This window comes from Pseudomonas sp. UW4, from assembly GCF_000316175.1.
Lineage (GTDB): Bacteria > Pseudomonadota > Gammaproteobacteria > Pseudomonadales > Pseudomonadaceae > Aquipseudomonas > Aquipseudomonas laurylsulfatiphila.
The window spans coordinates 1,809,818-1,824,768 of record NC_019670.1; the positions used below are offsets into that span (position 1 = coordinate 1,809,818).

General features: G+C 65.0%; 2 protein-coding genes. Both read left to right on the forward strand.

The window, feature by feature from the left end:
• Positions 1-9 precede the first annotated feature (9 nt).
• Positions 10-3,108: a non-ribosomal peptide synthetase gene (locus PPUTUW4_RS07925; RefSeq protein WP_015094146.1), complete on the forward strand. Its 3,099-nt coding sequence runs from the start codon at positions 10-12 to the stop codon at positions 3,106-3,108.
• Positions 3,105-14,924, forward strand: coding sequence for a non-ribosomal peptide synthetase (locus PPUTUW4_RS07930; protein WP_015094147.1), 11,820 nt, complete (start codon positions 3,105-3,107; stop codon positions 14,922-14,924). Before PPUTUW4_RS07925 ends, PPUTUW4_RS07930 begins: the two co-directional genes overlap by 4 nt.
• Positions 14,925-14,951: the final 27 nt, after the last annotated feature.

Genomic DNA, 14,951 nt, shown 5'->3' on the forward strand with positions numbered 1-14,951 from the left:
ACACCCGACATGAACACCACCGCCCTCGAACCTTCGGTAGACGTCTTCCAGACTTCGGCCCAGCAGGCCTTTTATTTGCGCGTCCAGGAACTGGGTGCCCGGCCGCTGTTCGCCGCCCTGACATTGCCGGTCGCCAGGCCGGTGGATGCCCAGGCGTTACGTGTGGCGCTGGAGACACTGGGCCGGCGTCACGAAACCCTGCGCACGGTGTACCGCCGCTTGCCGGGCATGAAGTGGCCAGTGCAGAGCCTGTGCGAGGCGCTGCCACTGACAGTGCTGGGCGACCAGCCTTCGGTGGCCGAGGCCTTGAGCTGCAGCCGTGAAATCCTGGTTGAAGATTCGAACCAAGTGCTGGTGGTGGCACAGGTCGAGGGCGAAGCAGGGCAATCCATCGTCACTCTGCTGACCCCGGCGTGCAGCTTCGACGAGGCCTCGCTGCGGGTGCTGTCGGCTGAACTCGCCAGTCTGTTGCGCGGCGAAACTCTGGTCGAAGACGAGGACGCGCTGCAATACCTGGACTACAGCGCCTGGCAGCAAGAGCTGCGCGAAGAAGACATCGGCCACCAGGGCGCCGCGTTCTGGCGCAACCTGCAACAGCAGTTCGCCGTGACCCACCGCTTGCCGTTCGAAAAAGCGCTCGATGTCACCTTGGTTCGTCGTCAGGCCACCTTGATTGACGCGCCATGGTTGGCTGGGGTGCAACGGGCCGCTGTTGACGCGGGCGTTGAGCCGGAGCAAGTGGCGCTGTTGCTGTGGACCGCGTTCGTTGCACGCATCGGCCAGCAGGAAAAACTGCTGATGGGCTGGCAGATGGACGGTCGCAACGAGCAGACCGCCGCCACCCTCGGCCGTTTCGCCCGGCGTCTGCCGGTGGCCTTCGAGCACCGTAGCCAGCAGACACTGGCGCAAGCCTTGGCAGCCTTTGCGGCCAGCGTTGAGCAGTCGTTGTCCTGGCTCGACTGCCTCAACGAGTTCGAACTGAGCGCCGAAGGCACCGCGCCTCTGCGTTACGGCTTCGTCTATCAAGCCGCCATCGAAGCCGGTATCGAGGTGGACGACGCCAACCCCGAAGTCCTGCGCCTGCGTGTCCAGGGCGAACAGTTGCAGCTGTCGTGTCTCGACGGTGCGCTGCCGGAGTCGATGCTGGCCGAATGGCTGGAGCAGTTTGTCGAGTTCAGCCGTCAATTGCTGGCATCGCCCGAGCTGACCCTGGCTCAGGCGAGTCTGGTCAATGCTGCACAGCGAACCCGCCTGATCGAGGGCTTCAACCCGAACGCCACCGGCCAGGCCTTGCCGTGCCGTTTCCTGCAAGAGCTGTTCAGCGAGCAGGCACGCCTGCATCCGCAACGCATCGCCCTGAGTATCAACGGTCAGCGCCTGACCTATGCCGAACTCGATGCCCGTTCCAATCAGGTGGCCAATGTCTTGCGCACCCAAGGTGTGGCGGCGGATGAAATCGTGGCGGTCTACGGCCAGCGCTCGCTGGAAATCGTCATTGCCTTGTTGGGTACACTCAAGGCCGGCGCTGCGTACTTGCCGCTGGACCCGAACTACCCGATCGAGCGCCTGGCGTTCATGCTCGCCGATACCGGCGCGCGCCAGGTGCTGGCCTGCCAGCCGCTGCCGGACGCATTGCGTCATGAACAGATAATTTCCCTGATGCCGGGGGCCGATGTCTGGACCGCCGCGCAAACCGAACCTGCGCCTCAGGGTGACAGCGCGAACCTGGCCTACGTCATCTACACCTCCGGTTCCACCGGCAAACCCAAGGGCGTGATGATCAGTCATGCCAACGCCGTGGCCTCGACCCTGGCGCGCACTGGGTTTTATCGCCAGCCGCTGCGCGCGTTCCTGATGCTCTCGTCGTTCTCCTTCGACAGTTCGGTGGCCGGGGTGTTCTGGGCGCTGGGGCAGGGCGCGACCCTGTGCCTGCCGGACGAAGACAGCTACAAGGATCCGGCGCAACTCGTGGCGCTGATCCGGCGCGAAGAGATTTCCCACTACCTGACTCTGCCGTCCTACCACGCACAGATTCTCGAACACCTCGATCAGCAGACCCTGGCCTGCGTCATCGTTGCCGGTGAAGCCTGCAGCAACGCCCTGGTGCAGCGACATCGCGAGGCATTGCCGGGGGTGGCACTGGTCAACGAATACGGCCCGACCGAAGGCACCGTGTGGTGCTCGGCCTGGGAGCTTCCGGTCGGTCAGGACGCCGACAGCATTCCGATTGGCCAGCCGATTGCCGGCATGCGCATTCACGTGCTCGGCCCGGACCTGCAACCGGTGGCGGTGGGCGTGGAGGGTGAACTCTATGTCGGCGGTGCCGGCATTGCCCGGGGTTACTTGCAGCGTGCCACGCTGACGGCCGAACGATTTGTCCCCGACCTGTTTGCGAAGGCGGCGGGCCAACGCTTGTACCGCACCGGTGACCTGGCGCGCTATCGCGCCGATGGCGTGCTGGAGTATCTGGGCCGGGTCGATCACCAGGTGAAAATCCGCGGCTTCCGCATCGAGCTGGGCGAAATCGAAGCGGCCATGCGCAGCGCACCGGGCATCGAGGACGCCGCCGTCATCGCCCGGGAAACCCCGACCGGCCCGCAACTGCTGGGCTTCGTGGTGTCCCCGGCGGACACCGCCGACATCCGCCTCAACGAATTGCGCAGCCATCTGGGGCAGGTGCTGCCCGAGCACATGCAGCCGGCGCGCTTGCAGGTACTGGAGCGTTTCCCGCTGATGCCCAACGGCAAGCTCAATCGCCAGGCCTTGCTCGATCTCGATGTGCGCCGCAGCGCCTTCGTCGCGCCGCGCAACGACCTGGAAAAAACCCTGGCGGCGATCTGGGCCGAAGCGCTGCACGTCGAGCGCGTGGGCGTGCACGACAGCTTCTTCGAACTCGGCGGGCACTCGCTGCTGGCCACGCGCATTCGCGCGCGGATTCAGGACGAACTGAACCTGGCGATCCCGCTCAAGCTGTTTTTCGACGGCGATACCCTGGAACGCCTGGCGGCGCAGATCGAGCAGTTCCGCCAGCAAAGTGAACACAAAGACAACGATGTAGACGCCCTCGAAGCGTTGTTCGACGAAGTGGATGAGGAACACGCGCAATGAGTGCTGCACCGGACAGAATGATGACCCTGGCCCAGCGTTTCTGCGGCTTGAGCGCGGACGCCCGGCGTGCGTTGCAACAAAAGATGCACGCTCAGGGGCTGACCCTGGAATTGCTGCCGATCCCGCCACGGGACCGCGCCGTCGACACGCTGCCGGCGTCCTATGCGCAGCAGCGCTTGTGGTTCCTCTGGCAGATGCAGCCCCAGGCCACGGCCTACAACCTGACCGGTGCCTTCCGCCTCAATGGCGAGCTGAACCGCGATGCATTGGCGCAGACCCTGGCGTCACTGGTGCAACGTCATGAGGTGTTGCGCACCACGTTCGTCTTCGATGAACAGCAAGTGCTGCAGCACATCCACCCGCAGATGGACACCCCGCTGGTCGAGGTCACTGCCGCCGACGACATCGAACTGCAACGCCAGATTGCCCTCAACGCCGAGCAGCCGTTCGACCTGCAGCACGGCCCGTTGATGCGCTGCCGCTTGATCCGCCTCGATGCCCGGCAACATGTGCTGGTGCTGACCTTCCATCACATCGTCACCGATGGCGGCTCGCTGCCGATCCTGTTGCAGGAATTCACCCAACTCTATGGACAACTCAGTGCAGGACAGCCCGCGCAGCTAGCGGAACCGGGCATTCAATACGCCGACTTCGCCCGCTGGCAGCGCCTGTGGCTGGAGGCCGGCGAAGCCGAGCGTCAGCTCGCTTACTGGCGCGGGCAGTTGGGCAACGAGCATCCACCGCTGAACCTGCCGACCGACCGCCGTCGCCCGGCGATTCCGAGCCAGCAGGGCGCCAGCGTCGAGCTGAAAATCCCCGCTGCGTTGACCGCGCAACTGCGCGAGCTGGCCCGTCGCGAAGGCTGCACCCTGTTCATGCTGCTGATGGCAGCGTTGCAGACGCTGTTGCATCGCTACAGTGGCGAGCAGGACATTCGCGTCGGCGTGCCGATTGCCAACCGTACCCGCCAGGATGTGGAAAACCTGCTGGGCTTTTTCGTCAACACCCAGGTGTTGCGCAGCCAGCCCCGGGCCGACCAGCCGTTCGTGCAGTTGCTGGCCGAGATCAAGTCCGCGGCACTCGGCGCACAGGCCCATCAGGACCTGCCGTTCGAGCAACTGGTCGATGGCCTGGGCGTGGAGCGCAGCCTGAGCCACACGCCGCTGTTCCAGGTGATGTTCAACCACCAGCGCGACAGTGGCGACCCGCAACGCTGGGACCTGCCGGGGCTGAGCGTCGAACCGCTGATCTGGGACGAAAAGACCACCAAGTTCGACCTGATGCTCGACACCGTCGAAAGCGACGAGGACATCCACGCGTCGTTCGTCTACGCCACCGAACTGTTCGACGCCGCGACCATCGAGCGTCTCGGCCGACACTGGCTGAACCTTTTGCAGGCCATCAGCACCGATGCCGGTGTGGCCTTGGCCGACCTGAGCATGCTCGACGCTGCCGAGCAGCAGGCCACCTTGCTGGACTGGAATCGCAGCGTCGGAATCAACACGGCAGAAGCTGCGAATGCCCTGTGTGCCCATCAACTGATCGAAGCCCGGGTCGCCGCGCACCCGCACAACATTGCCGTGACCTGCGAGGGCATCACCCTCACTTACGCCGAACTGAACAGCCGCGCCAACCGCATTGCCCATCGTCTGCGCGAACGCGGGGTCGGCCCGGACGTGTTGGTGGGCATCGCCCTGGAGCGTTCGCTGGAGATGATCGTCAGCCTGGTGGCGATCCTCAAGGCCGGTGGCGCCTATGTGCCGCTGGACCCGGATTACCCGCAGGATCGCCTGGCCTACATGCTCGCCGACAGCGGCACGCGCCTGTTGCTGACCGATTCGGCGCTGATGCCGCGCCTGCCGTTGAACGAAGGCATTGAAGTGATCTGCCTCGATCACGCCAGCGACTGGCTCGATGAGGCCAGCGCCGATAACCTGCCGAACCTGACCGTTGCAGCGAACCTGGCCTACGTCATCTACACCTCCGGTTCCACCGGCAAACCCAAGGGCACGCTGCTGCCCCACAGCAACCTGACCCGCCTGTTCAGCGCCACCGGGCACTGGTTCGGTTTCAATGCGGACGACGTCTGGAGCCTGTTCCACTCCTATGCCTTCGACTTTTCCGTATGGGAAATCTTTGGCGCGCTGTTCTACGGCGGCAAGCTGGTGGTGGTGCCGCACGCGGTCAGCCGCTCCCCGGAAGACTTCGCCCGCTTGCTCTGTGATGAAGGCGTCACGGTACTCAACCAGACCCCCTCGGCCTTCCGTCAGTTGATGCCGTTCGCCTGTGCCAACGCACCAGGCATGGCCCTGCGTTACGTGGTGTTTGGTGGCGAGGCGCTGGACGTGGCCAGCCTGCGGCCGTGGTACGACGCTTTCGACGACCGGCAGCCATTGCTGATCAACATGTACGGCATCACCGAAACCACGGTGCACGTGACCTACCGCCCGCTGTCCCGCGCCGACCTCGATGGCGCCAACAGCTCGCCGCTGGGCGAGCCGATCACCGACCTGCGCTGGTACGTGCTCGACCCGCGCCTGAACCCGGTGGCCAAGGGCTGCGTCGGTGAGCTTTACGTCGGCGGTGCCGGTCTGGCCCGGGGTTATCACCAGCGTGCCGACCTGACCGCCACGCGCTTTGTGCCGGACCTGTTCGCCGCCGAGCCGGGCGCGCGCCTGTATCGCACCGGCGACCTGGCGCGATATTGCGCCGATGGCAGCATCGAGTACGCCGGGCGTATCGACCATCAAGTGAAGATCCGTGGCTTTCGCATCGAACTGGGGGAAATCCAGGACCGCCTGCAAAGCCACCCGGCCATCGAGCAGGCGCTGGTCCTGGCACCGCAGGTCAACGGCAGCCAGCAACTGGTGGCGTGGTTCACCGCGACCAACGACGACAAGGATTTGCGCCAGTCCCTGCGCGAACATTTGCAGGGCGGTTTGCCGGACTACATGGTGCCGGCGCACCTGATCAGACTCGAGCACTGGCCGCTGACCAGCAACGGCAAGCTGGATCGCAATGCACTGCCCAAGCCTGATGCGGCGCTGGCGCAGCAGGCTTACACGGCACCGATGGATGACATGCAGATCGAGCTGGCGGCGATCTGGCAAGACGTGCTCAAGCTCGAGCGCGTAGGCATCGATGACAACTTCTTCGAGCTGGGCGGCGACTCGATCATCTCGATCCAGGTGGTCAGCCGCGCGCGTCAGGCCGGGATTCGCATCACCCCGCGTGACCTGTTCCAGCACCAGACCGTGCAGAGCCTGGCGAAGGTCGCTGTGCGCAGCGCCGGGCTGGTCATCGATCAGGGGCCGGTGCGCGGTGACGTGTTGCTGACGCCGATCCAGCACTGGTTCTTCGAACAAGGCATCGAGGCCCGCCATCACTGGAACCAGTCGGTATTGCTGGAACTGCGCGAGCCTCTGGACAGCGGCTGCCTGCAACAGGCGCTGGCGGCGTTGCTGGAACATCACGACGCATTGCGCCTGCGTTTGCGTCAGGTGGAGGGTGTCTGGCAACAGGCACAAGCCGAGCAATGGAACAGCGCCGATGTACTGTGGCAGCGCCAAGCCGCCGATGCCGATGAACTGCTTGAACTGTGCAACGCCGCACAGGCGAGCCTGAACTTGCAGGACGGCCCGTTGCTGCGTGCCTTGCTGGTGGACATGGGCACGGCAGGCCAGCGCCTGTTGCTGGTGGTGCATCACCTGGCGGTGGACGGCGTTTCCTGGCGTCTGCTGCTCGAAGACCTGCAAGCCGCTTACGCTCAGGCACGTCGGACCGAGCCGCTGCGCCTGCCGGCCAAGACCAGCGCCTATCAGGCCTGGGCCGCACGTTTGCAACGCCATGCGCAAAACCCGGCGCTGGCGCAGCAAGCCGCTTACTGGCAAGCCCAATACCAGGACGTTGCGGTGCAACTGCCAGCGGACAACCCGCAAGGCAGCCTGGCCAGCCAGCACGCCATCAGCGTGGAAACCGTGCTCGACAGCACCTTGACCCGCCAACTGCTGCAAGACGCTCCGGCGGCTTACCGCACCCAGGTCAACGACCTGTTGCTGACGGCACTGGCGCGGGTACTGGGCCAGTGGACCGGTCAATCCTCGACCCTGGTCAAACTGGAAGGCCACGGCCGCGAAGACCTGTTCGATGACATCGACCTGACCCGTACCCTGGGCTGGTTCACCTCGATTTTCCCGGTCAAGCTCACCCCGGCCGACGACCTGGCCGCGAGCATCAAGGCGGTCAAGGAACAGCTGCGCGCCGTGCCCGACAAAGGCATCGGCTTCGGCATCCTGCGCTATCTGGCCGACGCTGGCCTTGAGGCTTTGCCGTCACCCCAGGTCACCTTCAACTACATGGGCCAGTTCGACGCCAGCTTCGACGAGCAGGCGCCGTGGCGTCCGGCGAAGGAAAGTGGTGGTGCCGAGCAGGGCGCCTCGACCGAGCTGGACCGGGGCCTGAGCATCAACGGCCAGGTCTACGCTGGCCAACTGCGCCTGAGCTGGACCTTCAGTAGCGACCAGTTCAAAGCGCAAACCGTACAGCACCTTGCCGATGCCTATGCCATGGAGTTGCAACGGCTGATCGAACATTGCCTGAGCGGCGCCGGTGGCCTGACCCCGAGCGACGTACCGCTGGTGCGCGTCGATCAGGCGCAGCTCGATGCCTTGCCGCTGGCAGCCAGCCGCATCGAAGACATCCTGCCGCTGTCGCCGATGCAGCAAGGCATGTTGTTCCACAGCCTGTTCGCCCCGGATGCCGGTGCCTACGTGCCGCAGATGCGCGTGGATGTGCAGGGGCTCGACGTCGCGGCGTTCCGCGATGCCTGGCAGCAGACGCTGGCGCGCCATGAAGTGCTGCGCGCGGCGTTCTTCAGCGAAAGCAATGGCTCGCGACCGCTGCAAGTGATCCTGGCCGAAGCCACGTTGCCGATGAGCCTGCTCGACTGGCGCGACCGGCCTGATCTGCCGCACGCGCTGGAGCGACTGGCCGAGGACGATCGCCTGCGCGGTTTCGACCTGACGGCGGCACCGCTGCTGCGCCTGACCCTGGTGCAGACTGCCCATGACAGCCATCACCTGATCTTCACCAACCACCACATCCTGCTGGACGGCTGGAGCACTTCGCAGTTGTTCGGTGAAGTGCTGCAACGCTACTGCGGCGTCATGCCGGCGCCGGGTGTTGGCCGTTATCGCGACTACATGAGCTGGCTGGGTACCCGTGACCGTGCCGCTTGCGAGGCGTTCTGGCTGGAGCAATTGCACGCGTTCACCGAGCCGACGCGACTGGCCGGCGCCTTGCCGGGGCCGGTTGCAGGGCAGGGCAGCGCTCATCGCGGCGATCATCGCAGCGTGCACCTGAACCTGGACCGCGCGGCTACCGAGCGCCTGAGCGGGTTCGCCCGCGAGGCCCGCGTCACGCCCAACACCCTGCTGCAAGCCGCCTGGCTGTTGATATTGCAGCGCTACACCGGCCAGTCGACGGTGGCGTTCGGCGCCACGGTGTCGGGGCGTCCGAGTGAGCTGCAAGGCATCGAGCAGCAGATCGGGTTGTTCATCAACACCTTGCCGGTGATCGCCACGCCGCACCCCGAGCGCACGGTCAGCCAATGGATCGATGAAGTCCAGGCGCTCAACCTCAGGTTGCGCGAAGTCGAATACACGCCGCTGGCGGACGTGCAGCGCTGGGCCGGTCACTCCGGCGAGGCGCTGTTCGACACCCTGCTGGTGTTCGAAAACTACCCGGTGGCGCAAGCGTTGGAGGAGGGTAACAGCAGCGCGCTGAAATTCTCCGGCATCAGCAACCACGACCAGACCAGTTTCCCGCTGGCCATTGCCGCCGAGCTGGGCGAATGCCTGGACCTGCGTTTCAACTACGACACGACTCTGTTCAGCGCCGAAGCGATTGAGGGTTTGAGCACTCGGCTGGTGGCATTGCTCGATGCCATGGTCTGCGCGCCGCAACAGCCATTGGGGCGCTTGAGCCTGCTTGATGCCGTGCAAACGGCGCAGCAGGTCGAAGGCTTCAACCGCACGGTGCAGGACTGGGCGGATGTGCGCCCGGTCTACCAGTGCTTCGAAGCCCAGGTGCTGCAAACCCCGGAGGCCCCGGCCCTGGTGTTTGCCGGCCGGACCCTGAGTTATCGCCAGCTCAACCAACAGGCCAACCGCCTGGCGCACCTGTTGCGCCGTCAGGGTGTGGGCGCCGAAGTGTTGGTGGGCATCGCTGCCGAGCGTTCACTGGAACTGGTGATCGGCTTGCTGGCGATCATGAAGGCCGGTGGCGCCTACGTGCCGCTCGACCCGGACTACCCGCGCGAACGCCTGGAACACATGTTCGACGACAGTGGCGTGCACCTGTTGCTGACCCAGCGTCATTTGCTTGAGCAGTTGCCGATCCCGGCCACCACCACGGCGATCTGCCTGGACGACATGGCGCCGCTGCTCGAAGGGCTGAGCGAGGAAAACCTGTCCTGCGTGGTCGAGCTGCAATCGCTGGCCTACATGATCTACACCTCCGGTTCCACCGGCAAACCCAAGGGCGCGGCCAACCGTCACGATGCCTTGTACAACCGCCTGGCGTGGATGCAGGGCGCCTATCCGCTGGATGGGCGCGACACCGTCTTGCAGAAAACCCCGTTCAGTTTCGACGTGTCGGTCTGGGAGTTCTTCTGGCCGCTGATGACCGGTGCACGGCTGGCCGTGGCCGAGCCGGGTGCCCATCGCGATCCGGCGCAACTGGTCAGCCTGATCGAGCAGTACCGGGTCAGCACCCTGCATTTCGTGCCGTCGATGTTGCAGGCGTTTGTCCAGGGCGAAGGCTTCGAGCGCTGCGCCAGCCTGCGGCAGATCATGTGCAGCGGCGAAGCCTTGTCGGCAGACTTGCAGCACAGCCTGTTCCGCGTCCTGCCGGACGTCGGCCTGTACAACCTGTACGGCCCGACCGAAGCGGCGATCGACGTAACCCACTGGACCTGTGTCGATGACGGCGGGTTCAGCGTGCCGATCGGTTATCCGATTGCCAACCTGGTGACCTACATCCTCGACGACAGCCTGCAACCGCAGGTGCAGGGGTGTGTGGGCGAGCTGTACCTGGGCGGCATCGGCCTTGCCCGTGGTTACCACAACCGTGCGGACCTGACCGCCGAGCGCTTCGTCGCCAGCCCGGTCGGTGAGCAGGGCGAACGCCTGTATCGCACCGGCGATCTGGCACGCTACCGCGAGGACGGCGTGATCGAATACGTCGGCCGCATCGACCATCAAGTGAAGATCCGCGGCTTGCGCATCGAACTGGGGGAAATCGAAGCCTGCCTGCTGGAGCATCCACAGGTGCGCGAAGCCGCGGTGATTGCCCTGGATGTCGGCAAGTCCAGGCAATTGGTGGCTTACGTCGTCGGTCATGCCGACCTTGAGCCACTCAAGCAACACCTGCGCAACGCGCTGCCAGAGCACATGCAGCCAAGCCACATACTGTTGCTCGATCAGTTGCCGGTGACACCCAACGGCAAGCTCGACCGCCGCGCATTGCCGCAGCCGGACCAGCAAATACGCGAATACGTTGCGCCGCGCAGTGCCGTGGAAGCGACGCTGCAAGCGGTGTGGCAGGCGTTGTTCGAAGTGCCGCAGATTGGCATGCACGACAACTTCTTCGAACTGGGCGGCGATTCCATCGTCTCGATCCAGGCCGTCAGCCGCGCACGCAAGGCCGGGTTGAGCATTTCGCCCAAGGATGTGTTCAGCCATCCGACCCTCGCCGAACTGGCGACGGTCGCCCAACCCGTCACGGCGGATCAAGCCGTGCCGACTGTGGTTGCACCGGCAGCAAAAATCGAACTGAGTGAAGCGCAATATCAGGCGCTGGAACTGACAGCGGACGAAGTCGAGGACGTTTATCCGCTGTCGCCAATGCAGCAAGGCATGCTCTTCCATTCGGTGCAGGACGGCGATTCGGGGCTGTACGTCAACCAGATCGAAGTGGGCGTGCGCGGCGTGGATGGCACGCGTTTTCGTGAAGCCTGGGCCGATGCTGCCCAACGTCACGGGATTCTGCGTACCGCATTCCTCTGGGAAGGCGACAAGGAGCCGCTGCAAGTGGTGCGGCGCGATGCGCCTGCGTTGCTGACCGAGCTGGACTGGCGCGGGCTGGATGATCAAACAGAACGCGTCCGTCAACTGGCTCTGGAGGAGCGTGAACGCGGATTCTCGCTCAATCGCGCCCCCTTGTTGCGCCTGTTGCTGGTGCGTCTGGAAGACGACCGCTATCGTCTGATCTGGACCTACCACCACATCCTCATGGACGGCTGGAGCGTGTCGCGCCTGATCGGTGAAGTACTGCGCTATTACAGCGGCGATGAGCACGAGCCGGTGGCTGCCTATCGCGACTACATCGACTGGCTCGGCCAGCAAGTCGCCGAGGCCAGCGAGGCGTTCTGGAAAGGCAAACTCGCCAACCTCGAAGGCGCCACGTACCTGGCCCGCGCCTTGCCGGTCAAGGCGCCGCAAGCGGGTTACCACGCAATCTACACGCACCTGAGTGCCGGGCAGACTGTGCGTTTGCAGGCCTTTGCCCAGCAACAGCAGGTGACGCTCAACACCCTGGTGCAAGCCGCGTGGTTGCTGCTGTTGCAGCGCTACACCGGCCAGCGCACGGTGACGTTCGGCGCCACCGTGTCCGGGCGTCCGGAAACCCTCAACGGCTCCGAGAACATGCTCGGGCTGTTCATCAACACCTTGCCGGTGGTCAACAGCGTGCCGACCGAGGCCAGCGTCGGTGACTGGCTGCGCGAAATCCAGGCCTACAACCTCGACATCCGCGACTTCCAGCAAACCCCGCTGAGCGATATCCAGCGCTGGGCCGGGCAGGGCGGGCAGTCGTTGTTCGACAGCATCATCGTCTTCGAAAACCAGCCGGTGGACCGTACCCTGCGCGAATGGAACGGCGACTCGCTGCGCTTCGAAGACGTGTCCGACTTCGGCCTGACCAGCTTCGCCATGGACCTGATGGTCAGCCTCGACGAGGGGCTGCGCATCGAGTACATGCACCAGCGCGACCAGTTCGATCTGGCGACTGTCGAAAGCCTGCGCGGCCACCTGGAAAGCCTGATGCAGCGCCTGTGCGAAGACGCCGGGCGTGCCGTCGGCGAACTGGGCCTGCTGACCCTGGACGAAGGCCGGGCGCTGGACGGCGAACGGCCGGTATTGGCGGACGGTGACGAGACACCGGTGCACGAGCTGATCCGTCAGCGTGCGCGACTGCAACCGGATCACACGGCGCTGGTGCTCAGCTATGCCGACCGTGACGCCGAGCACCTGAGCTACGCCGAACTGGACCGGCGCTCCGATGCGTTGGCGGTGCATCTGCTGGAACAAGGCGTGCAGGCCGAGGACGTGATCGGTGTGTTCATGGAGCGCTCGCTGGAGCTGGTGGTGTCGCTGCTGGCGGTGATGAAGTGTGGCGCCGCCTACGTGCCGCTGGACCCGCAATACCCGCAGGAACGTCTGCGCTACATGATGGCCGACAGCGACATGCGCCTGCTGCTGACCCAGGAACGGCTGCGCGACACAGCGCAGTTGAATCCAGGCACGGCGATGGTCGCGGTGGACCGATTGAACCTCGACATCGAGGTGGTGGCGCCATCGTGCGCCGTACACGCCGAGCAACTGGCCTACCTGATCTACACCTCCGGTTCGACCGGCAAACCGAAGAGCGTCGCCGTCGCCCACGGACCACTGAGCATGCACGTACAGGCCATCGCCGAGCTGTACGAAATGGACCCGGGCAATCGCGAACTGCACTTCATGTCGTTCGCTTTCGATGGCGCCCATGAACGCTGGATCACCGCGCTGATCAGCGGCTCGACCCTGGTCATTCGCGACAATACGTTGTGGACCGCCGAACAGACCCTGGCCGTGCTGCACCGCCAGCGCATCAGCGTCGCCTGCTTCCCCCCGGCGTACCTGCTGCAACTGGCCGAGCACGCCGAACTGCAGGGCGGTGATCCGCCGCCGGTGCGCATCTACTGCTTCGGTGGCGATGCGGTGCCGGACGCCACGTTCGAGCGGGTCAAGCACACACTCAAGCCGCAATACCTGGTCAACGGCTACGGCCCGACCGAAACCGTGGTCACGCCGCTGCTGTGGAAGATCGCTGCCGACGGCCATTGCCAGGCGATGTACGCGCCGATTGGCCAACGTGTCGGCAGCCGCAGCCTGCACGTGCTGGACATGGACCTCAACCCGCTGCCGGTGGGCATGGTCGGTGAGCTGTACATCGGCGGACGGGGTGTCGCGCGCGGTTACCATCGTCATCCGTGGCAGAGCGCCGAGCGCTTTGTCGCCGATCCGTTCAGCCCTGAAGGCGGGCGCCTGTACCGCACCGGTGATCTGGTGCGCCGTCGCGAGGATGGCGTGTTCGACTACGTCGGGCGCATCGACCATCAGGTCAAGGTGCGTGGCTTCCGCATCGAACTGGGCGAAATCGAAGCCCGCTTGCGCGAGCAGGCCGGGGTCAACGATGCGCTGGTGGTCGTGCGGGACAACGGCCAGGGACCGCAACTGGTGGGCTATGTGGTGGCGGCGCAAGACGATGGCCTCGGCCCGCGTTGCCAGGCGGCATTGCGCGAAAGCCTGCCCGACTACATGGTGCCGACGCAGGTCGTGGTGCTGCCGCGCTTCCCGCTGACGCCCAACGGCAAGCTCGACCGCAAGGCCCTGCCGGATCCGGCCTTCACCGGCCGCGACTACGTGGCCCCGCGCACGCCGCTGGAGTGGGCGCTGGCGGACATCTGGCAACAGGTGCTGGGCATCGAGAAGGTCGGCATCACCGACAATTTCTTCGAACTGGGCGGCGATTCGCTGCGCACCCTCAAGGTGATCTCGAAAGTGCGTGCGCTGAACGAGCCGGATTTCCAGATCAAGCTGCGCGACATGATGGCCAAGCCGACGATTGCCGGGTTGTCCGGTGTCGATGAGCAACCCGTGCGCCAGAGCCCGCAACCGCTGTTGCTGCTCAATCAGCTGGTGGCGGATCAGCCGGCATTGTTCTGCCTGCACGCCGGTTTCGGCACGGTGTTCGACTACGAGCCGCTGGCCCGGCGCCTGGACGGTGAGCGCACGGTGTACGGCGTGCAATGCCGGATGCTGCTCGACCGGCAGTGGCACGACACCTCGCTTTCGCAGATGGCCGCCGACTACGTCGAGGCGATCCGCGCCAGACAACCCCAGGGACCGTACCACGTGCTGGGCTGGTCGCTGGGCGGGGCGTTGGCGTTGCTGGTGAGTGAGCTGTTCGAACAGCAGGGCCAGCGCGTGGCGTTCGTCGGTCTGGTGGACAGCTTTGTACCGACCCAGGCCAATGCCGTTGCCAGTGCGGATGAGTGGCGTGTGGATCTGGCCGGGTTCCTCGGCGCGACCTTGGGCATGGATGGCGAGGTGATCGCCCGGGCATTGAGTACCGAGTCGGCGGGGGACCACGATGCCGTGGCGCGGATCATTCGCGCGGTGATCGACAGCCAAAGCGATCAGGCTAGCGGTTATGCACTGCTCGGTGCCGATGAGCTGGCCCAGACGTTCATGGTCAGCACGCGCTTGAAGGCCCTGTCGCGGCAAGTCGAAACCCTGCCGATTCCGCAAGCCGGGCTGCATTGCTGGTGGGCCGATGGCAACCCGACGGCCGAACGCGCCACGCTCGAACGCCAGCAACCGCGGCTGCGCCAGGTGAAAACGGTGACGGCTGGCCACTTCGATATCCTGCAGCAGGATGAGTACCTGGACGCCGTGGTGGCGCTGCTTGGCCGGGAGGTGGTGCCGCAGATCTAAGCCGATCACTTGTGGAGGGCTTGCCTG